Source organism: Dyadobacter sp. CY327 (genome assembly GCF_021390415.1).
In the GTDB taxonomy this organism is placed as follows: domain Bacteria; phylum Bacteroidota; class Bacteroidia; order Cytophagales; family Spirosomataceae; genus Dyadobacter; species Dyadobacter chenhuakuii.
Map to the genome: position 1 here is coordinate 1,723,322 of NZ_JAJUXJ010000001.1, position 25,698 is coordinate 1,749,019.

Annotated in this window: 19 protein-coding genes and 1 pseudogene; 12 read left to right on the forward strand and 8 right to left on the reverse strand. The window is 45.8% G+C overall.

The window, feature by feature from the left end; all coding sequences use genetic code 11:
* Nucleotides 1–58 precede the first annotated feature (58 nt).
* From LZG74_RS07240 to LZG74_RS07255, 4 genes are all read left to right on the forward strand, one after another.
* On the forward strand, nucleotides 59–3,277 hold the full coding sequence (locus LZG74_RS07240; RefSeq protein ID WP_233795898.1) for a TonB-dependent receptor: 3,219 nt from the start codon (nucleotides 59–61) through the stop codon (nucleotides 3,275–3,277).
* A 37-nt stretch (nucleotides 3,278–3,314) separates the two neighbouring features.
* Complete coding sequence (locus tag LZG74_RS07245; RefSeq protein WP_233795899.1) at nucleotides 3,315–4,940, forward strand: RagB/SusD family nutrient uptake outer membrane protein; 1,626 nt, start codon at nucleotides 3,315–3,317, stop codon at nucleotides 4,938–4,940.
* Between the two features lie 19 nt (nucleotides 4,941–4,959).
* A complete protein-coding gene (locus LZG74_RS07250) occupies nucleotides 4,960–6,126 on the forward strand; it encodes a glycan-binding surface protein (RefSeq protein ID WP_233795900.1) in 1,167 nt (388 codons plus the stop codon).
* 224 nt (nucleotides 6,127–6,350) lie between these two features.
* Nucleotides 6,351–8,702, forward strand: coding sequence for an alpha-xylosidase (locus LZG74_RS07255; protein WP_233795901.1), 2,352 nt, complete (start codon nucleotides 6,351–6,353; stop codon nucleotides 8,700–8,702).
* Nucleotides 8,703–8,930: 228 nt separating this feature from the next.
* Here the strand turns inward: LZG74_RS07255 and LZG74_RS26490 are convergent.
* Together LZG74_RS26490 and LZG74_RS07275 are read right to left on the reverse strand one after the other, a co-directional pair.
* Nucleotides 8,931–9,975 (reverse strand): annotated as a pseudogene (locus LZG74_RS26490) (DEAD/DEAH box helicase family protein); the annotation flags it as partial.
* Between the two features lie 126 nt (nucleotides 9,976–10,101).
* Nucleotides 10,102–11,547 (reverse strand): ATP-binding protein, encoded by a 1,446-nt coding sequence (locus LZG74_RS07275; protein ID WP_233795905.1) that lies wholly within the window; start codon nucleotides 11,545–11,547, stop codon nucleotides 10,102–10,104.
* 436 nt (nucleotides 11,548–11,983) lie between these two features.
* Here LZG74_RS07275 and LZG74_RS07280 point away from each other — a divergent pair, with 436 nt between their 5' ends.
* The 3 genes from LZG74_RS07280 (at nucleotide 11,984) to LZG74_RS07290 (ending at nucleotide 13,699) form a co-directional block, all read left to right on the forward strand.
* Nucleotides 11,984–12,214, forward strand: a complete 231-nt coding sequence (locus LZG74_RS07280) for a hypothetical protein (protein ID WP_233795906.1) — start codon at nucleotides 11,984–11,986, stop codon at nucleotides 12,212–12,214.
* A gap of 213 nt (nucleotides 12,215–12,427) precedes the next feature.
* Complete coding sequence (locus tag LZG74_RS07285; RefSeq protein ID WP_233795907.1) at nucleotides 12,428–12,994, forward strand: dihydrofolate reductase family protein; 567 nt, start codon at nucleotides 12,428–12,430, stop codon at nucleotides 12,992–12,994.
* 72 nt (nucleotides 12,995–13,066) lie between these two features.
* Nucleotides 13,067–13,699, forward strand: coding sequence for a metallophosphoesterase (locus tag LZG74_RS07290; protein ID WP_233795908.1), 633 nt, complete (start codon nucleotides 13,067–13,069; stop codon nucleotides 13,697–13,699).
* Between the two features lie 10 nt (nucleotides 13,700–13,709).
* On the opposite strand, the gene LZG74_RS07295 is transcribed toward LZG74_RS07290, so the two are convergent.
* From LZG74_RS07295 to LZG74_RS07310, 4 genes are all read right to left on the reverse strand, one after another.
* Nucleotides 13,710–14,594, reverse strand: coding sequence for a c-type cytochrome (locus LZG74_RS07295; protein WP_233795909.1), 885 nt, complete (start codon nucleotides 14,592–14,594; stop codon nucleotides 13,710–13,712).
* A 293-nt stretch (nucleotides 14,595–14,887) separates the two neighbouring features.
* Entirely contained in the window at nucleotides 14,888–15,682 is a 795-nt protein-coding gene (locus LZG74_RS07300) for an oxalate:formate antiporter (RefSeq protein ID WP_233795910.1), read from the reverse strand.
* Nucleotides 15,683–15,754: 72 nt separating this feature from the next.
* Nucleotides 15,755–16,063: a hypothetical protein gene (locus LZG74_RS07305; protein WP_233795911.1), complete on the reverse strand. Its 309-nt coding sequence runs from the start codon at nucleotides 16,061–16,063 to the stop codon at nucleotides 15,755–15,757.
* 856 nt (nucleotides 16,064–16,919) lie between these two features.
* A complete protein-coding gene (locus LZG74_RS07310; protein WP_233795912.1) occupies nucleotides 16,920–17,906 on the reverse strand; it encodes a ScyD/ScyE family protein in 987 nt (328 codons plus the stop codon).
* A 364-nt stretch (nucleotides 17,907–18,270) separates the two neighbouring features.
* Between LZG74_RS07310 and LZG74_RS07315 the strand changes: the two genes are divergently transcribed.
* The 3 genes from LZG74_RS07315 (at nucleotide 18,271) to LZG74_RS07325 (ending at nucleotide 22,975) form a co-directional block, all read left to right on the forward strand.
* Nucleotides 18,271–21,354, forward strand: coding sequence for a sensor histidine kinase (locus LZG74_RS07315; RefSeq protein WP_233795913.1), 3,084 nt, complete (start codon nucleotides 18,271–18,273; stop codon nucleotides 21,352–21,354).
* A 105-nt stretch (nucleotides 21,355–21,459) separates the two neighbouring features.
* On the forward strand, nucleotides 21,460–22,092 hold the full coding sequence (locus LZG74_RS07320; RefSeq protein WP_233795914.1) for a response regulator transcription factor: 633 nt from the start codon (nucleotides 21,460–21,462) through the stop codon (nucleotides 22,090–22,092).
* A 175-nt stretch (nucleotides 22,093–22,267) separates the two neighbouring features.
* Nucleotides 22,268–22,975, forward strand: a complete 708-nt coding sequence (locus LZG74_RS07325; protein ID WP_233795915.1) for a hypothetical protein — start codon at nucleotides 22,268–22,270, stop codon at nucleotides 22,973–22,975.
* Nucleotides 22,976–23,049: 74 nt separating this feature from the next.
* On the opposite strand, the gene LZG74_RS07330 is transcribed toward LZG74_RS07325, so the two are convergent.
* Nucleotides 23,050–23,802 (reverse strand): GIN domain-containing protein, encoded by a 753-nt coding sequence (locus LZG74_RS07330; protein ID WP_233795916.1) that lies wholly within the window; start codon nucleotides 23,800–23,802, stop codon nucleotides 23,050–23,052.
* A gap of 138 nt (nucleotides 23,803–23,940) precedes the next feature.
* Nucleotides 23,941–24,732 (reverse strand): SDR family oxidoreductase, encoded by a 792-nt coding sequence (locus LZG74_RS07335; protein ID WP_233795917.1) that lies wholly within the window; start codon nucleotides 24,730–24,732, stop codon nucleotides 23,941–23,943.
* A 139-nt stretch (nucleotides 24,733–24,871) separates the two neighbouring features.
* Between LZG74_RS07335 and LZG74_RS07340 the strand changes: the two genes are divergently transcribed.
* Nucleotides 24,872–25,237 (forward strand): helix-turn-helix domain-containing protein, encoded by a 366-nt coding sequence (locus tag LZG74_RS07340; RefSeq protein WP_233795918.1) that lies wholly within the window; start codon nucleotides 24,872–24,874, stop codon nucleotides 25,235–25,237.
* Nucleotides 25,238–25,289: 52 nt separating this feature from the next.
* The gene (locus tag LZG74_RS07345; RefSeq protein ID WP_233795919.1) at nucleotides 25,290–25,673 is read left to right on the forward strand and encodes a hypothetical protein; all 384 of its coding nucleotides are present in this window, start codon (nucleotides 25,290–25,292) and stop codon (nucleotides 25,671–25,673) included.
* Nucleotides 25,674–25,698: the final 25 nt, after the last annotated feature.

A 25,698-nucleotide genomic window follows, 5' to 3' on the forward strand; every position in this document is an offset into this window, starting at 1 on the left:
GTCCCGGAAAAATCTAAATCGGAGGTGAACAAATAGTCACTTTATAAAACCAAACAACATGCAACAAAATTTGTACGAAACAAGGCGGGTAAGTCGCAGCTTGCAGTTCCTCGCCGGGTTGCTACGACCTCTTCTTTTAACATTGGGGATCATGGGCGCTGGGCTGGGTGCCTTTGCGCAGGGCGATGCGAAAAAAAAGATTACCGGTACAGTGGTTTCGGTGGATGGCGACGATGGAATTCCAGGCGCAAGCGTGGTGGTGAAGGGAACCTCTAATGGTACAACTACAAATACGGAGGGTGAATTCTCAATTGAGGCGAGTGCGGGAAATACATTGGTGATCTCTTTTATCGGGTATGTGACGCAGGAAATTCCGGTAGGGAACAAGACAAAAATCGACATCAGATTACAGGAAAGCATTGCTGCCCTGGACGAAGTGGTGGTGGTTGGATACGGGGAAATGAAGAAAACGGACGTTTCGAGCTCACAAGTGACTGTTTCTGGCAAAGACCTGAGCAAAACGATCAATACTTCACTTGAACAGGGTTTACAGGGACGTGCGGCGAACGTAATGGTGCAGCAAAATTCGGGTCAGCCGGGAGCGGCGCCTTCGGTTTTGATACGCGGACTAAGCTCTTTGACGGGCACAACGCAGCCATTATATGTAATTGATGGTGTGCAGATCAAGCCTGATAACATGAAGGATGATCCGAATAACCGGCCAACCGGTTTTTCAAACATTCTTTCGAGCATTAACCCGGACGATATCGAAACGATCAACGTTTTGCAAGGTCCTTCTGCCACAGCGATTTATGGTGCAGTAGGGGCGAATGGTGTTGTCATGATCACTACCAAACGCGGTAAGGCGGGCGAAGCGAAAATTACTTTCAACTCGCTGCTGACATTGCAATCGGAGCCAAAGCACATTGATGTAATGAACCTGCGTGAATATGCACAGTTCCGGAATGAAGCGGCGGCTGTGGGTAGCACGGCTACCGAACCGCAATTTGCGGACCCTTCGGTATTAGGAGATGGTACAAACTGGCAGAGCGCACTTTTTCGTCCGACTACATTGCAGAAGTATTCTGTGGGCCTGAGCGGCGGTACGGAAAAATCGACCTATTACCTTTCCGGTGAGTATTTTAATCAGAAAGGGATTGTGGAAGGTTCGGGTTTCAAGCGCTATAATGGTCGTTTGAACCTTGAAAACCAAACGCGTAACTGGCTGAAAATCGGCGCGAATATGAGCGTTGGTATTACGGAAGAGAAAGTGAACACGAACAATGGCGGCATCATTCAGCTTGCTCTGGACCAAAACCCAAGTGTGCCGGTAACCAATCCGGATGGAAGCTGGGGCGGGCCTGTTTCTACACAGTTCCAATTCACGAACCCGGTGATGATTTCCAAGATCTACAACGACTATAACCGCCGTACATCGATTTTAGGAAGCCTTTTTGCAGATGTGAAGCTGATGAAAAACCTGACGTGGCACACGGAGGTGAACGGAAGCTCTGAGTTTTTGAAATACTACTCATTCCACCCTTCTTATACAATCGGCGGTTACGTGGTTTCACAAGACGCAGCCACCTCGACGCGCTCGGTCAACACCAACAACTGGTGGAGCTTGCACAGCCGTATGACATATGATTTGAAACTGGGACGTCACGGTGTGAATATTATGGCTGGTCATGAAGCACAGGCATTTACATATGAATCATTGAGCGGTTCGCGTAAAAAGTTCATTACCAATACGATAGAAGAGCTTTCCGGTGGTGATGCATCTGTTATTTCCAATGTCAGCAACAACAGCGGTAAAGGTTCAGGATCGCGTGAATCGTATTTTGCACGTGTGAATTATAGCTTCAATGAGCGTTACTTCTTGCAGGGAACTTACCGGATGGATGGTTCTTCCGCATTCCGTGAAGGACGTCGCTGGGGCAACTTCCCGGCCGTTTCGGTGGCATGGCGCGTTTCGGAAGAGCCTTTCCTGAAAAGTGTTAATGCAATCAATGACCTGAAACTGAGATTTGAGATCGGTCGCTCGGGTAACCAGGGCAGCGGCGGTAATGCCATTTATTCTACACTTCAAACGGTTCCAACGGGCTGGGGCACAGGCTTCCTGGCTTCTAACTTTGCCAATGAATTCCTGACCTGGGAAAAAGACGACGTGATCAATGCCGGATTGGACCTGCATATGTTCAGCAACCGCGTGGAACTGATCGTGGATGCTTATATCAAAAACATTACGAGCCTGATCACGGTTAATTCATATCCGTTTACTTATGGTGGTGACATTGCTTACTCGCCAGGTTACCTGAGCTGGCCGGCCGTTAATGCTGGTTCCATGAAAAACCGCGGTGTGGGCTTTACATTGAACACGGTGAACATCGACAAAGCGGGTTTCTATTGGAGAACAGGCATTAACCTTTCGTTCGACCGCAATAAGGTAACGTCACTGCTGAACCCGATCACACCAACCTGGAACGCAACTTCGGTTGGTTTCAAAACAGAGGTGGGACAACCAGCCAGTATGCTAACCGGCTACATTGCCGAGGGACTTTATCAGGACGCTGCCGACATTAAAGGCCATGCGATCCAGACATCCAACGGCGAGCTGACGATGAATCCGCTCACAGGCAGCTGGGTAGGGGATACCAAATTCAAGGATCTGAACGGCGACGGCATCATTGATGCAGAAGACCGCACCGTGATCGGTAACCCATGGCCGAAGTTCACATTGGGTTTCAATAACAATATGACCTACAAAAACTTCGAGCTGAACGCGTTCATGACGGGAAGTTTCAAGAATGATATTCTTAACTATCCGCGTTACCGTGCGGAAGTACCGGGTAATGGTGGTGTATTTGGAAACCAGTGGAAATCGGTGGCCAACTATGCACGCCCAAGCAGCTATGCAGTAGGTGATGCGGAAACGGTAACACTTACCAATCCTGGTCACGTAATCCCGCGTATCGCGCCGGGTGACCCGAATGGTAACAACCGGATGAGCACCAATTTCATTGAAGACGGAAGCTATGTACGTTTGAAAAATATCACATTGAGCTACAACTTCCCTAAGTCATTGCTGAAAGACACTTTCATCCGTGGATTGAAAGCTTCGGTAGGCGCGCAAAACCTGTTTACCATTACGAAATACAAAGGTTATGATCCGGAGATCGGAATGGTAAGCTATGGCGGAACGGTCATGGCCGGCATCGACACAGGACGCTATCCGTCTGTTCGTATGTATTCTTTCGGTCTGATGGCTGATTTTTAATCGATCTGATCCAATCATTTTTTAAAAGAAATTTTATATGCAATTCAAAATAAAACTCCTGGCAGCCATCGGCACACTGATGCTTATGCAGGGATGCAGCGAAGAATTCCTGGACCGCCCGCCACTGGACGCGCTCACTTCGGGTAATTTTTACAAAACTGACGCCGAAATCCTGGCAGGAACGGCGCCACTTTACAACATTGTGTGGTTCGATTTCAATGATAAGGCCAACATGTCATTTCAGGAAGCCCGCGCTGGTAACCTTAATTCCAATGACAGGACGGCATACGTTAAGCACGCCATTCCATCGACGGATGTAAATACGCTTTTGCCGGGTTACAAATCGTTTTACAAGATCATTGCGCAAAGTAACAATGCTTATAAGGCGATCAAGGAAGCGACCGGAAGCACGGCTTCGGCTTCTGTGAAAGCGCAGGGATTGGGTGAATGCCGTTTTATGCGTGCAACAGCCTATTATTACCTGGTAACCAACTGGGGCGCGGTGCCGATTGTGTATGATAACGTGGCACAGCTTAACTTGCCACCTGTCCGCAACCGCATTGAAGATGTGTGGAAGCTGTTGATTCAAGATTACCGTTTCGCAGCAGAAAACCTTCCTGCAACTGCCGATCAGGGCCGTTTGACAAAATATTCAGCCGAAGGAATGCTGGCCAGAATGTACCTGATGCGCGCCGGATTGAACCAGAAAGGAACGCGTAACCAGTCGGATCTGGACAGTGCAAAATATTATGCGGAAGATGTGATCATGAAAAGCGGCCGGACGCTCGCGCCAACCTATGCGGAGCTGTTTGAAAGTGCTAATAACAACTCTTCCAAAAATAACCCGGAAAGCTTGTTCTCGCTGCAATGGATGCCGGTAAGCAGTCCCTGGGGAGTGAACAATTCGTTCCAGGCATACTTTGCCTACGACGCCAACATTACCACAACGGGCGATGGCTGGGGCGCAGCGCAAGGTTTGTCGGCGGATCTGGTGAAATATTTTGTTGAAAACCCTGCGGATTCACTTCGCAGAAAATCAATCGCGATGTTCGACAGCGATGTGTACCCGAACATTCAGAAAGCGACCGGTGGTTTGAAATACAACAGGCCTGCGCAATTATCGGCGATCAAAAAATACATTGTTGGCTCGCCGGCAGATAATGGTGGTTTGGGCGGATTCATGGCTGCCAATATCAATTCCTATATGCTGCGATTGGCAGAAGTTTACCTGATTTATGCAGATGCGGTTTTAGGCAATGCGGCTACAACCAATGATGCCAAAGCATTGCAATACTATAATGCGGTGCGCAAAAGAGCGGGTCTGGCGGCTAAAACTTCACTGACTTTCGAGGATATTTTCAAAGAAAGAAGAATTGAAACCGTGTTTGAAGGTAATTCCTGGAATGAGATTGTCCGCTGGTATTATTTCAATCCGGCCAAAGCAATCGCTTACACCGCTGCACAACGCAGGGAGAACTATACAATGACTTACGTGCCAGGTTCTACCAATCCGAAGAAATACACCGTGACTTATTCACCGGCTGAGTATTATCCGTTGTCGGAAAACACACTTTACCTGCCATTTCCCGAGGGAGAGCTCGTGAATGCACCTTCATTGAAAGGTGAACCGGTTCCTTTTGATTTCAGCACATTAGTTGACTAACCCTAATTTTTGTAAAGCGATGAACTTTAAAAATATATATAAAACAGCACTGGGGCTGTGCCTGGCAGCGGGAATGCTGCTTTCGTTCCAGAGCTGTAATGACGACGATGTGGACGGCGCGCCTGCAATCACCAACGTCCGCCTGCTCGACCCTACCAAAGCCGACAGTTCGCTGAATGCAGCAGAACCCGGTAGTCTGATCGTGATCCAGGGACAGAACCTGGGGAGTGTGATGAAGGTGTATTTCAATGATTTCGAGGCTACATTCAATGCTGCATTGGGCAGCAACTCAAATCTGGTTGTGACCATACCAGCCAATGCGCCTACCAAGGCAGTGGACGCGAATGTGTCCAATAAAATTAAAGTGCAAACCCGCGGCGGGGAGGCTACTTACGACTTCGTATTATCCGCGCCGACGCCTGTGCTCACAGGTTTGTATTCCGAATTTGTAAAGCCCGGAGGCACGCTGGTTATCAATGGAGATTATTTTTATAACATTAAATCCGTAAAAGTAGGCGCGACCAACTTGCAGATCCTGAACACTACCGTGAAGCAGATCACCGCCAAAATGCCCGCTACTGCCGTTTCGGACATTGTTACGGTGGAGGGAGAATTTGGCATTGTCAAAACCGCTTTCAAAGTGAACAGTATGGAAGGGCATATGGTCAATTTTGACGTGCCTGCAACAACATGGGGGGCAGAAGTATGCTGGGGCGGAGCGCCGATTGTGCCGGCAACCGATGCGAATGCGATCTCAGGAAAATATTCACGGATCAAACAAACCAAATTACCCGCAACGGGCTACGCTGACGCGTGGGTTTTCTCTACTTGCAGTTTCGATTTCAAGCTGGCAGCAGGTCCGGCCGCTGAAAGACAATTCAAATTCGAGCACAACATTGCAGAGCCTTGGAAAGCAGGTAAATACGAAATCACGATCACCGCAGGCGGCACCGAATTCGTATACGCATTCCAGCCCTGGAATTCCACAGAATTCACCGCAACCGGTTATCAAACCAATGGATGGAGAACGGCCGTCATAGAGCTTTCCGAATTCAAAAGCGCCTCCGGCGGCACCATCGCAGACGCATCCAAAGTAAGCGACCTGAAAGTATCATTCGGCTCAGCCGACGTAGCCATTGCTTCGTTTAATGGAAGTGTTGATAATTTCAGGATTGTGAAGAAGTAATAGTACGGCCGGCGGCCCCTGTCACCCTCAGGGGCGCACCGCCTGACGGCCGAAGGGCTGTCACCCTGAGCGGAGTCGAAGGGGAGGAGCACGATGCAAAAGGCGTCATGCCTAGGCAGTAGCACCCCTTCGGCCGCCCGGCGGCCCGGTCCGCTCAGGGTGAAAGGACACCTAGTCCGCCCAGGTAACAGCAATCAAGGGCAACAACAATTGCATCCTCCAATATGTATCATTATAAATTCCTACAAAAAACAGCATTGCTCCTCCTCCTGCTTTCGCTGATCTTTAATATAAATCCTGTTTCAGCCCAGCAGAGCAAGCTCGTGAATGACCCCGTTGATATCAGCGGTGATTTCCGGGATTTTTCCAACACATTGTTTTTTGCCGATAGTCTGGCCTCATTTGATCCTGCAACCGGTGTGGGAAAGATCAAATGGAAGCGGCATGAGGCTTTCGCTGCGCATAATTTTGATAATTCTATGCTGAGCTATAAGCGCTCTTATAGCAATGAATTTCCTTCCATTGAATACGCCCAGGATCCTGTTTTGTCTTTTTCGGTTGAGTTTACATCGCCGCGTACAGTCCGTATACGTGCGAATACGGGTGCTCAGGGACCTTTCTCCGAAATGTCGCTGATGCTTGTGAAAGAGCCGGTTAAGGATGGTTCCTGGAAATATAAAAAGATTAATGGTGGCCACGAATACACGAATGCACACGGATCTGTTACTATATACGAAAATCCCTGGAAGATCCTGATTAAGGATTCAAATGGGAAAGTGCTTACGCAGACGCGGGGGCAGGCAGACGGCAAATCTTCTTATACGCCGACATTGCCGTTTTCATTTGTCCGCCGGGCTGCCGACTATTCGCGGAGCGTTGCTGCGGTTTTTTCTATTTCGCCTGACGAGAAGATTTTTGGTTGCGGCGAGTCGTTTACGCGGCTTGACAAAAACGGGCAAAAGGTTGTTTTATGGACGCACGACCCGAATGGCGTACAAACGCAGACGATGTATAAACCGATTCCATTTTACATGAGCTCGCGCGGCTATGGAATGTTTATGCACACAACTTCACCCATAACCTGCGACTTTGGCGCTACTTACGGGGAATCCAACGCCATGCAGATCGGCGATGAGAACCTGGACCTGTTCGTGTTTTTGGGTCAGCCCAAAGACATTCTGGATGAATATACAAACCTGACCGGCAAGGCATCCATGCCTCCGTTGTGGTCATTTGGGCTGTGGATGAGCCGCATAACGTACTTCTCAGAGCAGGACGGGCGCAATGTTGCCGCCAAATTGCGCGAGAACCGAATCCCTTCCGACGTCATCCATTTCGACACAGGCTGGTTTGAGACGGACTGGCGTTGCGACTACAACTTCGCCCCAAGTCGCTTCAAAAATCCTGAGGGCATGATCGCGGACCTCAAAAAACAGGGTTTCCGTACATCGCTGTGGCAGCTGCCTTATTTTGTTCCGAAAAACACATTGTATCCCGAAATCGTGGACAAAGGCCTGGCTGTGAAGAACGCAAACGGGACCATTCCCTATGAAGATGCTGTGCTTGATTTTTCCAATCCCAACACCATTAAATGGTATGAAGATAAAATTTCAGGATTGCTGAAACTTGGCGTTGGCGCTATTAAGGTTGATTTTGGTGAAGCTGCACCATTATCGGGCGTGTATGCATCCGGCCGCACGGGCTTTTATGAGCATAACCTGTATCCATTGCGTTATAATAAGATCGTGTCGGAACTGACAAAAAAGATAACCGGCGACAACATTATCTGGGCCAGAAGCACCTGGGCTGGCAGCCAGCGTTACCCCATCCATTGGGGCGGGGATGCGGAAACCACGGACAAGGGAATGGAAGCACAGCTGCGCGGCGGATTGTCGCTGGGACTTTCGGGTTTTACTTTTTGGAGCCATGATATCGGCGGTTTTACCATGAAAACGCCCGAAGATCTTTACCGCCGCTGGTTAATGATGGGCTTGCTGAGCTCCCACACCCGCACGCATGGACAAGCGCCCAAAGAACCCTGGGAATATGGGAAAGATTTTCAGGATTATTTCAGAAAAGCGGTGGAGCTGAAATATAAGCTTATGCCATACATTTATACCCAATCCAAAATAGCTTCCGAGAAGGGCTTGCCGATGGTGCGCGCGTTGCTGGTCGAATTTCCGGACGATCCGGGTGCCTGGATGGTGGACAATGAATATATGCTGGGATCGGATATGCTGATTGCGCCGTTTTTTGAAAAAGCCAAAAGCCGGCAGGTGTATTTACCAAAAGGAAAATGGGTGGATTACCAAAGCCGCAAGGTGTACGAAGGCGGCTGGCACGATATTGCCGCTGGTGAATTGGAAGTGGTCATGCTGGTCCGCGAAGGCGCCGTGTTACCCCATGCAAAAGTGGCCCAGTCAACGGATCAGATCGATTGGAAAAATATAGAACTGGTGGGTTTTAATGTGGAAAGTCCGCGGACAACCATGAAGCTGTTCCTGCCGGGTGAGAGCGTGGTGAGGGATGTTTTGGTTATTAAGAAAGGCGGCAAGCTGATGATGAGCAAGGACTAGGCACCTTTTTGCGCGTACAAATGCTTTTAAACTCAATGAAATACATTCCCTAAAATTGCTTTTGCTTCTTCAAGTGACTGGTATTTTGATGTTAATAATGTTGGCAACTTATCCTGATCCAGCGTCCAGGTTTTAGAGAATTATTTTTATGGTAAGTGGATTACTCCATATTGCTCGTAGCTCTTCTTCATTTTGGAAAAATTCCGGTAATGCGCCAAATAAATTATTTAAGAATTCCTGAGACGAAATTGGCTTTCCATCTGCACCCCAGAACGAAGTTGCGATCATGTGCTGTATTTCACGCTCTTTGCCGTCTCTAAGCCTGATCTTTACCCGGGTCCTTTTCACAGACCCTGAATCATCGTCCTCACCTATATCTTCCGGTTTTTTTGATGGTTCTACCGGTGGGATATCTGGTTTAACACGTTTTGGTTCCGGTTCAATGGGTTCTCCGTCCCATTCCCGATCGGCGAAATGTTCGTAAGCATTGACAAAGTCATAGATAGTGAAGAATTCTTTTCCGTCAAAAAGACGTGTTCCTCGACCAACTATTTGTTTGAACTCAATCATCAAATTAACAGGACGCATAAGAACAATGTTGCGAATGTTCCGCGCATCAACACCTGTGGAAAGCTTTTGTGATGTGGTCAGAATGGTCGGAATCATCTTTTCATTATCCTGGAATTTTGGCAGAAACTGTTCTCCGATTTTGTGATTTCTTTCGGGCTGATCCTTACAAGCGCGTCTTCCAGAGATGCAGAAAAAGCATTAAATGCCTGATTGGCCAAAATGTTACGATCTGCCAGAAAAAGAATGCGCGGCCTACGTGCGCCATCCCGTTTGAGGTTCCAGCGGGTTTGAAAAAGCTTCCATGCGATCTGGAAGGAAATGAAAGTTTTACCGGTGCCGGTTGCTAATGTGAGCAAGATACGGTCCTTGTCTCCGGCAACCGCTTCCAGCGTATTATTAACCGCAATTTCCTGATAGTATCGCGCTCCTTTAGTGCCGCCCACGTCTTCAAATGGAACCGCATTAAACTTGTCTCGCCAGGTATTTTCGAACGGAAAAGTTTTGGCCCAAAGTTCTTCGGGTGTAAGATAGTTTTCGACTAAACCTTCTTTGCCAGTTTTTAGACAAATGCTGTAAATCTCTTTTCCATTCGTAGCATATGTTGTTTCAACGCTGAGTTTCTCCGCATATAATTTGCCTGCGCTACGCCTTCGCCCACAGCCAGATCGCCGCTTTTTGCTTCAATGACGGCCAGCTTGATTCCATTTATCAAATGATTATCAAATAAGAATTAAATACTATCACATTACCATCACATAAAAATTTGCTGATAATCAGTGATTTAAGTTCTTTTTGATGCCTGCCTATCACATTACCGTCACATAAGAATCTAAGCCCAAAATGGGATATAAGCCGCATATTTTCTTGATTTACTTTCAGGATCATCTTCCTTAATGAATCCTTCCGTAAGAGCATCCCTGATAATTCTTGATGCAACGGCGTAATTGTGATCGGCAATTTTGAAACGATCTCTTAGAGACTGGTTTGTCATTTTCTCGTTTGACACATATTTCAGGCACGCATGCTGATAACAGGCCCTTACCTTTTCTTTCCTATCAAGATCAAGTAAAATTTTATAACTGTACATTGTAATCCTTGTCCTGCTCTCTGCTACGATCACATTCAGTGGAGGCAATTGATATAACTCAATGTTAAGAATCACTTTATCTAACCCACTTCCTTTCTCCTCACAAAACCCCATCCTGCGCATAACGTCGGCCAGCTTTTCATTACGAGACAGATAAGCGTCGATAAATCGATCCGGTGTTACCAGTGGAGTTCCGGCATTGGAAATTTCGATTCTGTCAGAAAATATTTCAACCATCGGAAAGCCTTTCTCGGTTAAGTCCTGATGAATCAGTGCATTTGCTACTAATTCGCGGACTGCTATTTCTGGATACATTCGCGACTCGTTCCGAAATGCTTTACCTATTTCTTCATTGGCAGGAAGCTGTCCGTTAATCCACGTCATTAACCCTTCAAAACCGATCGCATATCCACGTCCGCCGATTTGTTCCCTTTCTGTCTCAACCTTATTTTTTCCCTTGTAAACTATTACCCGAATCGATTTCCGTGCTACACTTTCAAATTCCTTCAACTGTTTGGCGAACAGTAAGGCACCTAGTTTAGTGATTGCATATCCGCTGTTTTTGACAACCAATCCTTCTTCGAGAAACTTATCAATAACGCCTTGCTGCGTCGATGGATAGGGGACTTTCATCAAATCAAAGTAAGTTTCTGTGCTCAGGTATTTCGTAATATCCGCCGCAGACAGGTTATCCATCGCAATTTCCTTTTCGAATGGAACCGTGTCTTTCTTCCAGATTTTGGCTTGCTTCTCGGGATATTCGTTCAGCTTTTTGGTAATGCTGCCAATGCGGATATAGGACTGGTGAAGAAACTCAACTGGCTGGTTCTTGGCCGCGGGAATGACGTAAAGCGATATATGCCGGTTGACATCATAATCAAATTCATAGACCGTAATATCGATCTTCGGATTTAACCGGCACGTCAGCCAATGTTCCAGGTCTTCGCCTCCCTTTTTCTGTGATTTCGCTTTGAAAGAAGTGCCTTTAATAATATGCGTTTGATCTTCAACCCCAAATACCAGATAACCCACACTTTGATTATGAATGCAGGCACCATTGGAAAGTGAGGAAATCCGTTCTCCAATCTCTTCCGGAGAATGAAAATTGAGCTTAAACTCCACCCATTCACTTTCGTGCGGCTGCTTAACCAGTTCATTTATCAAATCTATGAGTTGCTGCTCGGTCATTTGGGTTGTGTGTGTTTATGAAATTTCTTCTTCGATTAGTTTTTCTGTTAGTTGTCCGGTGAACGCTTTTTGTAGTAGGCTCTTTTTTAACTCTTCTAAATCGGCTAATGTTAATTGATAAACATTTTTCAATTTTTTGATTAATCGGGGCGCAAAGATAGGACCTTCACTTACCAATAAAGTAGCCGCAGGAAAATTCTAACCGGCCTTTGAAGAATATCCGTCAAAGCAAATTTGCTTCCCACCGAAATCCTGCAAATATTCGCATTCCTAATTTCGTAAACGTATGAATGATCTTGCAAGAAATGCCCTGTTATGGTGCGGGTGTGCCGAAAGGCCCCCGGGTGTTTTTACGAGCACTAGGACACCTAAAACAGGGCTCGTTTTTTATCCTATAAATCGTAAAATTATGCACACAAATTAAGAACATGGCGAGTTGCAGGACTACACGTCTGCGGACTCGCTCCATCGCGCCTATGGCCGTAAAGTGGAAGAGTTGCTTTCTTCAAGCGACGCTGCCACTTGGATTAATGATCTCTGGGACATGTACACCGGTTTCACGCATTTTGCACAAGAATGCGGGACTGATCCGAGAAGTCACAATAGGTTCGTTTCATTTAAGGAACTTGTGTTCTTCTTCCAGGATGTCGGAAAGATGAAATCCTGAGAATGAAAGGAAGGCAATCAGCACGAAGCTGGTTGCTTTTTTTATGCATTGTTTCAGAGCACTTTTGGGAAAAAGTAAACACCAAAGCCAACCATCATTCAAATTGTCGCTAACACCTCCCTTGGTCGTCCTGAAACCCCATAAATATTCTGCTGTGCTGGCGTTAGTTTTGTAACTAAATTTACTTTGGTAACAATCGAAAAAACGCTCAAAATGAGGAAGCTGGTTTTATTTGCGCATATGTCTATTGATGGTTTTGCCGGTGACGCGAACGGCGGACTTGGTTTCCTGACTTATAATGAAGAGCTGCAACAATTTGCAGACGAAGTGGTTAAAACGGTAGGCTCCCCCGTGTATGGCAAGAATACATATCATTTAATGGAAGGCTACTGGCCCACCGTCCTCAACGACCCGAATGCGAACGAGCATGCACTGGCCCATGCCAGATGGGTGCAGGAAATTCCGAAAATCGTTTTTTCAACCACATTGGAAAGTGCTGATTGGAACAACACCACGCTGATCAAAGACAACATTGTGGAAGAGGTGAACAAGCTGAAAGCGCAGCCGGGCAAGGATCTTGTCATATTCGGCAGCCCGGGTCTGGCCAAAAGTTTGATGAACCTCGGCCTGATAGACGCCTATCAGCTTACTTTACATCCCATTATTTTAGGTAAAGGAAACAGCCTCTTCGACGGCAATACGCAGCTGAGTAATCTGAAATTACTGGAATCCAGAACACTGGGATCAGGGGTTGTGACGTTGCATTACGCAAACAAATGAATGTAACGCAAACAGATAACTGTTAAGGCGAACACCATTCATTTGATAAGGATTAGAGAAAGCAGTTCCAAAATGATACCATTCCGTAATTTGCCCTTCAAAATCGATCAGGTTTACCTGACCTCTGACACGCATTATGGGCATAAAAATATTTGTTCAGGAACAACAACGTGGCCCGAGGATCATGCCGAGGGATGTCGTAAATTCCCGCTCATTGAGGAGATGAATGATGCCATCGTTGCCGGCATTAATGCAACTGTGGGCAAAAATGACTTGCTGATCCATTGCGGCGACTGGTCGTTTGGTGGTAAGGATAATATCCAGATATTCAGGAAGAAAATTGCCTGTAAAAATGTGATCTTACTGCAAGGCAATCACGATCACCATATCTCGCGGGCGCATGTGGGCCCGCAAAATTTATTCATTGAATTTACCCAGATAGGCTTCTATCAGGTGGAATCCCTCAAATTCGTGTGTGCCCATTATCCTATGGCGATCTGGCATCAGTCGCATCACAATGTTCCTTTGTTCTATGGACATGTTCACGGCTCGTACGAGAATGTGGGCAAATCCCTGGATGTGGGAATAGATAATATTTTCAAAATAAAGCAGCATTACGCGCCAATTGGGTTGCGGGAGGCATACGACATTTGCCAGCGTAAGCCCGCATTTCTCGAATCGCATCACGACGAGTTTACCAATTGAATGTTGCTTGTTATCTTTTCCTTTTTATGGGTGGAACAGTTTGTAAGTAGGCGAATATGGCAGAACTTTCATCTTCCGTCAATTCCGGGAATAGCGGCATAGGGTAACTGATAACCGAATTGTCTTTTGAAATGCCCTCGGTAATAGCGCGTCTGAACTCGGCATCCGTCCAATTCTCGATGCCGGTTATGTGCGGCGTAAGATTCGGTGATTTGATCTTTTTTCCGCTTGCATCCCGCAATTTATTCCCGCCACCCATATAGCCTTTCGATCTGGCCGGGTCGAGCGGGTCGAGCGAAGCAAAACTTCTGGAATGACAATGGTAGCAAGCCAGGTTATCGACCAGGTATTTCCCGAGCATAACCTGATCCTCTTTGGGCTTTTGAATGCTGTGGTTGCGATATTCCCCGGGTTTCATCATGCTCAAAGCAAGCCTGCCCGCAGGCGTATACTTTGTTTTACCCGCGCTCCTTACCGATGGCTTTACGGCAGCATCATCGGATCTCAAGTAAGCAATGATGTCGTCCAGGTCCTGGTCGGCCATATTGGGGCGGTGCATGTAAGGCATTAGTCGTCCCGTCCTGCTTATGCCCGTGCGGATCAGGTAAGCCAGTTCGCCGGGCGTGTAATTGCCTGCACCGCGCTCGGGATCCTGCGTGATGTTTGCGGAGTAGATCTTACCGATGAATTTTGGCGTGTCTTCCAGCCTTTTGCCACTCAAATCCTTTGTTTCAAAATTATAATGACAAGATCCGCACACCAGCATAGTAAGTCGTTTTCCTTCTTCAACGTCCTGGGACTCGACTTTGTATTCAATCTTATCTGTCTGGTACTGAATTTTACACCCGGAGGCAATAAAGATCGCTCCCGGAAGCATCCAACTTTTCCAATTCATGGCTTTAAAATGTACTTTTTGAAATACAAAAACTAGCTGTCACAAGCAGCCAACGGCTCGGTTTAACGACCGTCAATGCCCACTTCATCCGTCAGATCGCCCGGATGTCATGAGGGCGGGTGCTAGTTTAGCAATGTTGTATAAAAAAGGGAAGTACACTTTGCAGCAATTGGCCTTAATGGACAACGAAATGGCCATTTTATGGCATCAATTGGGTGAGTGTGGATTTTAAAAAGTAGTATACAATTTCTCCCGGGAAGTTTCCGGATATCTTACGCTCTTCGCAATGAATGTTATCGGGAGGATTGGTTCGCGTAGTCGGACAAGTAAGCCATTACAACTTGTTCCGCGCGGTGGTTTATTTGGAGGGAATCCGGCTTCGTGGCTTCTCTTAGGAATCGATAATAGCGGACTGTGTTTTGCAAAGCATTCAAACAGGATTCGGCATTATGTTCCGCCATCGTGTTTTTCATGAATGTTAAGTCTTGCTCAGGAAGCAGGAATTCTATTTTTCTTACCCCTTTTGGCAACTCATTATTACTGATCAAAGCCAGCGGGCCGAGTACAGTTTGCTGGATAAATGAGAAAAATGTTGTCGTTTCAAAATACTCTCCCCGGCCAATTTTTGCGGCTGCGTAGTGAACCCAAACCCAGAAACGGTCTTCAATCCACTGCAAATCAGGATGGGGGAATTTCGCCACCGACTGTGTCAGTACGTCGGTTAACACACCATTTCTTTCCCAGATTATAACCGGATCTTCTACTCTGGAAGCCATATCAGGCAGACAGACAAACTTTAAGTCGACATGAAGCATGGGGTTATTGTACAGACAAATCAGTAATCTTGGCTCACCTACATGCTCGCCAGTGAAGCACGCGAGCAAATCGCCGGCTGATTCGGCCAATGCTTTTTTGTCTTCAATAGAAATTGTTTCAGACTGGTGAATAATAACCAGGTCAATGTCTGAGAATTGATCCATCCGGCCATCGATCCATGAACCACCTGCTGCCAGGGCGAGGAATTCATTATCAGATGATAGAATTTCGGAAAAAGAAGTAACAAATTCTTGAAAATAGATAGGCTTCATGAAGAGAATTGGTTGGAAAATTATTGCGGAACACCTTGCAATAATGGTATAGTTCCCAATTTCTTCAAAATCTTAATAGCGGCGTCCGTGGACTTTATATTTCCGGTTCTCAGCGCCATGCTGCACTTCCAGTATCCCGCGATAGTCGGAAATGCCGATCTCACTTTTTATTTCGTCCCGGATAATCAACCTGACGTTGTAGTTTTCACCCGAAAAATAATCCGTAAAACCCTTCCGGTCTTTGTCGGTCATGGTGTAGCTAACATTAATGATCCGGCCATCGATCATCAAATTTCCTTTTTTTAAAGGTGTGGCGACGAAAATATATTGATTTTCGGACAATGGTGTCGTTGCGAGACAAAAGTAATATCCGGGCTCCACTGCGCGCAACTCGTTGGAAACGGCCGGTAAGTAATTAGAAGAAGCTGCACCCAGATCCCATGCAGTCAGTTAAAACAGGCGATAATGAAGAATAGAAAAAGCATATAAGTCAAGGATTAAGTTGGACAGAATGTATACTTCGATTGGGACTGTGCCTTTTATGAGAGGTATCCCAGGCTTTTAAATATCACGTGAACATTAGGCCAGAGCCGGATCAGCAGGCTGAAAGAGTGTCAGCAAAAATTTCAACCATCAAAAAGAATAAAAGCCGGGAAGATGTTTCTACCCGGCTAAAATTTAATACGTTGAGTATAGTCTAGGTTGATATTTTTATATACAAGTGTGTTTTTAAGCTTTGAAGCCTAATGTCGGCGTAACAAGCCCGCCTCCGGGACAGTACTTATCATTTTACTGTGAAGCTCAGACTTCAACTTACTGCTTTCCTCAGCCCGTGCACGTGCCTCTTTGAGGTAGATGCAGAGAATAAGAAAAAGACTCGCTATTAGTAAAGTGCATTTATTGCTCATGAGTATGCGGATAGTGTGGCCCCCTAGCAGACCATGTATACAGCAAAATTCTCATGCCAGAAAATGGAGGAATTAAATACAAAAAAGCGGAATAAATAACCAATCGGTTACTTCATTCCGCTTTTTTGTATTTAATCCTAAATTGATAGCACTGGAATAATTAGTGCAAGGAAGAACTGCACCATTATTTACGAAACTTAGAATAATTATAAATAAATTATCCGGTTTCGTGTCGTCTGAAACGGTTTTCTGAGACGTAACTTCCCCATTGAGATCATGGAAGCGCTACTATATCGGGCGACTGTCCACACTTTTCCGGAAAGAAGAACTTATTTATACGACAGCTTGCTGATCGTCCCGTCCTGATAGCTAAGCAAATAGTAGAGTTTGCCGTTGCCACGAATAATGTCAGTTGGCCGCGAAAGACCGTCGAGCAGGATCTTTCCGTCTTCATTGAGTACTTTGCCAGACTTAGCCGCAAATCCCATTGCTCCGAAAACACCATGCTGGATGACGATGGGCTTCTGGTTGGCTGAAAGTGTAATGCCGGTCAGGGTTGTGAAGTTAGACTTGTAAACCTCAACCGCTCCCGAGGTCTTTACCTCAAAGATTTTGGCATCACCCGGCGTGAAAGGGAAGCCGGTTAATGTGCTTACGAGGAATTTGCTTCCATCGTAAACGATGCCGGTTGGCACAGCCTCCACACCCGCTGCAACATTGGGTATTTTAGCAAAAAGGCTTAGGGCGCCGCTTGTCTTGTCTCTTTTAATAATGGCATTGCTTCCGGCGTCAACGATGTACATATGATCGTCCGGCCCGAATGTAACATGGTATGTATTTGAATTAATGGGATTGGTCAAAGCCAGGCTTTCGACATAGCTTCCAATGTCTGCTGAGTCGATAAGGGCCAGCGCAACAGGGCTGTCGCCGGATTTGAAGGACGACACATCGGCTGTGTAAAGTATGCCGTTGGAGCCATGCAGAAAATATAATTTCCCTGCGCGGTAAGCCAGATGAGCTATTCCTTCTATGGATCCTTCCCGCATCAGGGACTGGAGACCGGTAACAAATGTCGTTTTCACGCCCGAGGGGGTAATCATGGATACGCTGCCATCATCGCCTTTACCGGATCCTGCTTCGGTTACCCACAGGTTGTTCTTGTCATCCGCTGCCATCCCGATCGGATATTTCAAGCCGGTTACAAATAGTTCGGAAGACAAAGTTTCCGGTTCAGGTTCAAAAATGTCGTGATCTGTGCAAGCCAGGACGAAGAGAAAAGCCAGTAATGTTGAAAGTGAGTAAATTAATTTTTTCATTGTTTTGAAATTGAGGTTGTTAAGGATGATGATTGTGGAGCTTTTGGTTGTGCAGACCAGGGAAATCCTGTGAAGAACGCTGTTGCAGCATTTTCACAGAACCTGGCATTGGACATAGTGATTAAGAAAAAAACGTTGAGTAAAATCTTAGCGCAAAAGACGATAGGAAAGCGCCATAACGCAATAGCAAATTATTGCTATACGGGCCGGTTTTACTTCCTTAATCATTGTTGTGACAGGCGGTTAGAAAAAAGGTTATTTGTTCTTTAATCGAAAAGTCACTTTAAGAGTATACAAGTTACATCCGTCTTATATTCACTCCCACCTCTTCATGCTTCGCAGAGTTTTACAATTCAAGATAAATTTGTCTTGCATAAAAATCCACTTGTATGGTCTGCTGCCTTTCCTGGTTTTGCTTTTTGCGGATATCTGCGTGGCGCAGGCTCCGCAAACGCGTGTAAACATTCAGTTGCTTGGCCCGGAGCAAGGCTTGCCCAGCCGGAATACGCGCGCGCTCGCCCAGGATGGCCGCGGCTTCATGTGGGTGGCAACCGGCCAGGAGCTATGGCGTTATGATGGTTACAGTTTTCAGAATTTTACGGACATGCTAACCCGATCCATCGGCAGCGGAACCCTGATCAACCAAATCAAGACCGGGCCGGGTGGCGACATATGGGTGACGCATAATATCGGCGTCAGCATTGTCGATGTACTTAACCTCACGTGCAAGACCATTAAACCTTCAACTGCTCTCAAAAGTGTTGATTCCAAACAGCATCTGGATGTTTTTTTTGACAATGATCAAAATGGCTGGGTTTCGATACCGCGTGGAAAGCTCATTAAGATCAGTAAAGATCTTGTTCCTGAGGCACTATATATGCCACCAACCCATGCGGGACAGGCTTCCGGTGTTGCGAGCCAAGTTACCAACCTGTTTCTGGACGGGAAAGGCAAGCAGTATGCGTTTAGTGACGGGGCTTTTTTGGACGAAATTGATGATAATGCCAAACTGGTTAAACGAACTGATCTGATAGGAAATGACATTAACCTCCGTCCATTTCGCATCTTCAGTGTGGTGCAGGTGAGTGCGGATACATTATTAATATATTTTGAGCAAAAAACAGGGAAACACTTCCGGATGCTGCATTATGCTTTCAAAACCGGACATTTTGGCCCTATTACTGATACGGACGCCCCGATAGCGCCCGGGATCATTTATACTGATAAAGGAAATTATAAGTGGTATAAATCTTCAAAGGAAATTGGTTTATTAAATCAAAAAACCGGTCAATTCACCGATCTGACCACCCGCCTGCTGCAAAAATCAGGTGCAGACATTTACTTTTTTGCCGCCTGTCTGAGCACCGACGGCAGTTTTTGGGTGGCAGGCGTCAACGGTCTGATAAAAGTTACGCTAACCGAAGAGATTTTTAGACGATACATGAGCGTGCCTTTGGAAAAGACCGGCGATATCGGTAGCAGCGTCAGAGGCATTACTGAGGATAATTCCGGAAAGATCTGGGCGTGTTCCTATGGCTATAACCGCGACGGTTTGCAATATCTGCTTCATCAGATCGATCCCGTGACACATAGGAGCAGGCATATGCAGCTGCACAGCCAGAACAGGACTATGAAGAATACGGTGATTCCTTATAAAGTGCTTTTTACCAAAAACGAGGTTTATGCAGTAACAGATGGCATCGAGTTCCTTAAAATTGATCCTGAGACCGAGGCTTACGCGGAGGTGGATTTCCCGTTTGTGAGCGGACGCGGCTTTACTTCTTTTTATAAACTCAATGACTCAACTTTCTGGACAGGCACCTGGGGTGGAATGGGAATTATCGGCACGCGGGACATGCAACCTGTTCTTTTGAATGATAAAGCGGGACGCTATATCAAAAACGTGCGCGTCAACAACTTCATGCCCTGGCAGAAAAACCGTGTTTTGGTCAGTACAACCAATGGTCTGTATGTGCTGAATGCGGATGCCAGTATTTATGAACATTACGGACAGGCAGCCGGAGATAAGATCAAGCTTCCCGCTTTGCAGATTTTCCATACAACATGGTTTGAAAATGCACTTTGGGCGGCAACCGGGCAAGGTTTGATCCGCATTGACGTAGATAGCAAACAAACGCGGCTTTTTACCACGCATGACGGCCTGCCTGATAACAACATTTATGCGGCCCTGCCCGATAAACGGGGGAATCTTTGGATGAGTACGAATAAAGGTTTGTCGCGCTTTAATACGAAAACGGGAAAATTCCATAACTACGGCATTTCAGACGGCTTACCTCATTTGGAATTCAATCATGGATCCTATCTGAAATCAAGAGACGGCACACTTTACTTCGGCGGCCTGAACGGCGTGGTGGCATTCAACCCGGAAGAGCTTGATTCAAGCGCGAAAAAAGAAAGTGCATTGCAGCTTATTTCCTATTCGAAATTCGATGCGAGCCGGAACAAAACCGACACCATCATTACCCACCAGACTGGTCAGCAGATCGTTTTCAATCCAGGTGACCGCCTGTTTGCCTTTGCATTCATGAGCTCGGATTACCAGAATACGTCATTGAACCGGTTTCGCTACAAGCTGGAAGGGTGGGGGGACGATAGGTGGCAAATGTTTGAATTTGGGAACAAACTACTCTTTAACAGTCTGCCACCGGGTGATTACATGCTGAAAGTCCAGGTTTCCGTTGGCGGCGCCGATTGGAGCAGTCAGGAATGGCAGTCACCGATCCGGGTTCTTACGCCCTGGTATCAATCGGTTTGGTTTTTCATTCTCAGTCTGCTGGGCGTGGGGTTGCTGATTTACTTTTTTTATCAATACAGGCTCCGGCAGATCATGGATATCCAAAAAATCCGCAACGGGATCAGCGCTGATATGCATGATGAGATCGGGAGCACGCTTAGCAGCATTACTTTTTACAGCCAGGCATTGCTCATGCAAATCGAGAAAACGGAACATCAGCAGGTGGTCCGGAAGATAAAGGAAAATGCCCAGCAGGTTCAGGAAGGGCTTAGCGATATTGTATGGAGTGTCAAAGCCGGGAATGACCAGATCGAGGACGTGTTTGCCCGGATGTTTGAGTTTGGCAGCACATTGGCCGAGTCCAAAGGATTTACTTTTTGTTTTGAAACAGATATTCAAATCCAAAACCTTAAACTGAATATGCAGACGAGGAAAAACCTGTATCTGATTTTCAAAGAAGCGATGAACAATGCTGCCAAATATTCCAATGCCAGCACCATAGATGTATTTACAATGCGGGAAAGCGGCCATACAAAGCTGACTATCCATGACAATGGCCGGGGCTTTGATCCGGATTTCATCAGGAAGGGCAATGGACTGGCCAATATGCACCACCGGGCGGCACAAATGAACGGCCTGCTTACGATACACTCCGTCATCGACGAGGGGACGACCATTACGCTGGTATTCTGATGCAATGAGGATGACTAGTATTTGCTATATTGTAGAAGAAATTCGAATGCTAATTTTGCAGGATATTTTATTTCAACATCATATTAATTGCTATTGACTCACCGTATGGCGTCAAGGATCATCATTTTCGACGATAATCAGGAAAGATTGAACAGCGTCTCCATGCTCCTCAATCTCTCCGACGGTTTCGTGTGCACCGGAACTTTCCCAAATGCCAACAACCTTCTGGTCAACATTACCGAATCGAAACCGGACCTTGTGCTCATGGATATAGACATGCCCGGAATTAACGGCATCGATGCAACTATCCTGATCAGAAGGCATTTTGGCGCATTGCCCGTGCTCATCCAAACAAACTTTGAAGAAGACGAGCGGATTTTTGGCAGTCTGCAAGCCGGTGCCAATGGATATTTATTAAAAAAGACAAGTCCGGAGCGGTTTATCGAGAGTTTGCGGGAGGCGCTTGAAGGCGGCGCGCCTATGACCGGCAGCATTGCCACCAAAGTCCTGCGCTACTTTTCTGCTGAAACCATAGCTAAAAAAGACTACCACCTGACCGAGCGCGAGAAGCACATATTGGGTTTTCTGGTCAAAGGTTACAGCTATAAACTAATCGCCGCAGAATGTGGCATCGCCTACAACACAGTAAATAACCACATCCGCAATATCTACGATAAACTTTACGTAAACAGCGCCACAGAAGCAGTAAGCCTGGCGATCAGGGAAAGGCTGGTGTAAGGTTTGGCCGTATTTTCGTTTTTCGTGCTACTTTATGTTTTAAAATGCTATAATTGTTTCGAATTCTATTGACTTACATTTCCTAATGAAATCTGCTTTTGTTCTATTGTTATTAATTTCTTTATTCAGTTGTCAAAAAAGTACTGTTGAAAAGCAGCAGGAACAGGATGCATGTTTGATTTCGAGTTATGTCACAGATACGACCTCGGGTGGATACCATTATAATTTCAAATATGATGGCAAAAAACTGGTTGAAATACGGGCGAGCCACCCGGATCCGTTTGGATTTGGCCGGGTGGAAGATGTTATGAACATAAGTTATAATGCTGATAATAAGCTAAACTCCATTGGTAATGCATCCGGTGAGAACCCAGCAACCAGGTTCAATTATGGAGCCGATGGAAACTTATCTACCAAGATTTCCTACTCACGAATGCCATTCCCAATGTCAAAAACAGAATTCGAGTGGAAGGACGGCAGGATTTCCAGGGTGAAAAGGAGTGATTATGAAGTCAAAGGATCGCCTGATAAAATAGAAAACTACACAGAAAAGCTGACGCTCGTATTGGATCTCGAGTATGATGAAAAAGGCAATGTGATTTACGTCAAACGAACCGCATATCCGGACATTGTTACAGAAATCAGATATGACTATGATTCACACCCAAACCCTAACAAAACCTGGCATGAGTTACAAGGAGGCAGTAGTTCTGAATTCATGTATCTGCTTTCAACAAATAACATGACACGGGCCAGCTATCTTTTCGTGAAAGAGCAATTCCGTGAAGTTCATGATTCTCATTACCAATATAATGACAAGAGTTATCCGCTGAATGGTGCATTTAATAACAGAATGTTAGAGATCCAGTATCAATGTCGGTGATAATGGATTGTCGAAGTGGAACCCAGGTCAATGTTTGTTATCAAATCTGAAAACTCAATTACACGTTTCAGCTGTCAATTAAACTTAAACATATCAACATTCCGGCTGAATGATTTCATAGAAGTCATCTGGTCCATAGACGGATAAGTGATATCTGGCTTTGCATGACCCACATTATTGAGTGTGCTTTCAACAAATAATTTGGCTGTAAGTTGTTCTGAAACATTCAATTCGGACTTGCAGTGCGTTTCTTCAACAATGTCCAGGTTCTTTATTGCCAAATCCCTTGCATTCAAGTTGCTTTTTGTGAATAATTCGGCATGCATATCATTCGCTGATCCGCTTAATGCGGCATTACATGACGTTTCCATCCTCAGGTTTAAGGAATTCAATTTTACCATTCCGGTAATGGATGATTTGGTTTGAAGTTTTACAACCAGATCATCATTTTCAAGTAGAGAAAGTAATTTGATGTTAGAAATGCTACCCAATATGCTGTTTATACTGTTACTGAAAGTCAGCATTATTTTAGGGCTTGTGACATTTCTTAATGGCTGATTTCTCTCGTAATGAATCACAAGCGTGTCACCATCGACCTTACTTACAATGTGCTCAATGATATTTGATTCTGCTGTCAAAGAAATAGAATTGGTTTGTCCTTTTTGTAAATCCACATCCAGTCCGATAATTCTTAAATGACTGAAATTTGGAATCTCCCGACTCGAATTTGTCATTTGCTTATTGCCTACAATTTCAGTCTTCATGCCCTGACCTACCACTGTGCTGCACATTAAAGCAAATACGGAAACATAGAATAGATTTATCATGGTTTATAAATTTTGTATACACCAATAATACAAAAATTTATAAGATTAGTCAAACGGAAGATACTTCTATCAGCCGTTCTCCATGACCTGCAATTTCAGCGTTCTATTGCCTGTTTTTACTTGTGCGTTTTGAATTGTTTAAATGGTCGGTACAGTGCCGCCGTCGATGACAAATTCTGTTCCGGTGAGATAGCTTGCTCTCGGCGAAACGAGGAAGCCGACCAGTTCTGCCACTTCTTCTGGCTCAGCCGGTCTTCCAAATGGAATTCCGCCCAAGGCATCCATGACACTTTTTTGCGCCTCCTCAACGGAAATATTCGAGCTTTGAGCGATCCTTTCCAGCCAAACTTTCACATTTTCCGTTCGGATCCAGCCTGGCGAAACAGTGAGCACACGAACTCCTTTTGGCGTCACCTCATTGGATAAGCTTTTGCTGTAATTTATCAATCCTGCTTTTGCGGCTGCATAGGGCAATGTGGAATCAAATAACGGCAGCGTGCCCTGAATAGAAGCGATATGAATGATAACACCGCTTTTTTGCCCGATCATTTGTGGCAACAATGCTCTGTCCAGCCGGACCGGAGCAAGCAGATTAGCTTGTAAGGTCGATTCCCAATCCTCATCAGTTAACACGGCAAAACCACCGGCAGGGGTTTCCGAAGAACCAAGATTGTTCACCAGGATATCCAGTCTCCCATAAGTCGATAGCACCTCATCAGCCACTTTTTGCGCTCCTTCTGCTTTACTCAAATCGGAGGGAATGAAATGCAAACGGGTGTTCTCTTTTTCCGGTGCGTTTCTGGCGGTAATGATAACTGTTGCACCAGCCTGTAAAAGCCTTTCTGCAATTGCTCTTCCGGCTCCTTTTGTACCTCCTGTTACCAGTGCAATTTTGCCTGATAACTCATTGTTGAAATTAAATTGCTCCATTTTATTTTTCCTTTTTTAAGAATTTTATAGGGCAAAATTGGTGTGTAAAAACAGTTGGTACAAGTACGGAACTACGATTCATATAGGGATAAATTGATCCCCTATTGCACAAATTGAGACATACATTTACATTTGAAATATGTATGAGCGGAAAACATTACCGAACCTGAATTGTGGCCTTGATCTGATAGGCGAAGTGCTCTACGGCAAATGGAAAATACGTTTGTTGTGGTTTATCAATGAAGGTCATAAACGCCCAAGCGAGCTCCAACGCAAAATTCCGGATGCATCCCGCAGGGTTTTGAATATCCAATTGAAAGAATTGGAAGAGCACGAATTGGTGACCAGGAAAATCTATCCCGTTGTGCCGCCAAAAGTAGAATACAGCCTGACCGAATTCGGTAAGACATTAATCCCCGTCATCGCCGCATTAGGGCAATGGAGCGATGAACATGAAGGCCGTTTGCGGGATGTGATTCTGAGACAACTAGTGAATGCTGAATGATATGCGTGCAGGTATGGTTCTTGTCTTGATTTTCTAAAACCTACGTATCAAGATGAAACAACAAGATTTAAAAACCGCAGGCAGGCTATTGCTGGGAGCAAGTCTGGTTTATGCAGGCATCAGTCATTTAACATTCGCCAGAAAAGAGTTCCGCGCACAGGTCCCTGACTTTATTCCACTTAAAAAGGACGACACAGTAGTCTATTCCGGGATCGCGGAAATCGCCCTCGGAGCTGCTTTGATCGCCACACCTCAGGAACACCGGCCCAAAATCGGAAAGTTCGCTGCTGCATTCTTCACCGCCGTTTTTCCCGGCAACATCACTCAATACACCCACCAGCGAAACGCATTCGGACTTGATACGGATAAGAAGCGTTTAGTAAGGTTATTTTTTCAGCCGGTGTTAGTATGGTGGGCGCTGGCGAGCACGCGTTGAGGTTGATTTCCTGTCCATGCGTCAA

Coding starts and splice junctions, on each gene's coding strand:
- LZG74_RS07335 (WP_233795917.1), bottom strand. CDS start 24,732: ATGGAGCAATTTAATTTCAACAATGAGTTATCAGGCAAAATTGCACTG.
- LZG74_RS07275 (WP_233795905.1), bottom strand. CDS start 11,547: ATGACCGAGCAGCAACTCATAGATTTGATAAATGAACTGGTTAAGCAG.
- LZG74_RS07330 (WP_233795916.1), bottom strand. CDS start 23,802: ATGATAAATCTATTCTATGTTTCCGTATTTGCTTTAATGTGCAGCACA.
- LZG74_RS07300 (WP_233795910.1), bottom strand. CDS start 15,682: ATGAAGCCTATCTATTTTCAAGAATTTGTTACTTCTTTTTCCGAAATT.
- LZG74_RS07320 (WP_233795914.1), top strand. CDS start 21,460: ATGGCGTCAAGGATCATCATTTTCGACGATAATCAGGAAAGATTGAAC.
- LZG74_RS07250 (WP_233795900.1), top strand. CDS start 4,960: ATGAACTTTAAAAATATATATAAAACAGCACTGGGGCTGTGCCTGGCA.
- LZG74_RS07340 (WP_233795918.1), top strand. CDS start 24,872: ATGTATGAGCGGAAAACATTACCGAACCTGAATTGTGGCCTTGATCTG.
- LZG74_RS07310 (WP_233795912.1), bottom strand. CDS start 17,906: ATGAAAAAATTAATTTACTCACTTTCAACATTACTGGCTTTTCTCTTC.
- LZG74_RS07240 (WP_233795898.1), top strand. CDS start 59: ATGCAACAAAATTTGTACGAAACAAGGCGGGTAAGTCGCAGCTTGCAG.
- LZG74_RS07255 (WP_233795901.1), top strand. CDS start 6,351: ATGTATCATTATAAATTCCTACAAAAAACAGCATTGCTCCTCCTCCTG.
- LZG74_RS07245 (WP_233795899.1), top strand. CDS start 3,315: ATGCAATTCAAAATAAAACTCCTGGCAGCCATCGGCACACTGATGCTT.
- LZG74_RS07285 (WP_233795907.1), top strand. CDS start 12,428: ATGAGGAAGCTGGTTTTATTTGCGCATATGTCTATTGATGGTTTTGCC.
- LZG74_RS07290 (WP_233795908.1), top strand. CDS start 13,067: ATGATACCATTCCGTAATTTGCCCTTCAAAATCGATCAGGTTTACCTG.
- LZG74_RS07295 (WP_233795909.1), bottom strand. CDS start 14,594: ATGAATTGGAAAAGTTGGATGCTTCCGGGAGCGATCTTTATTGCCTCC.
- LZG74_RS07345 (WP_233795919.1), top strand. CDS start 25,290: ATGAAACAACAAGATTTAAAAACCGCAGGCAGGCTATTGCTGGGAGCA.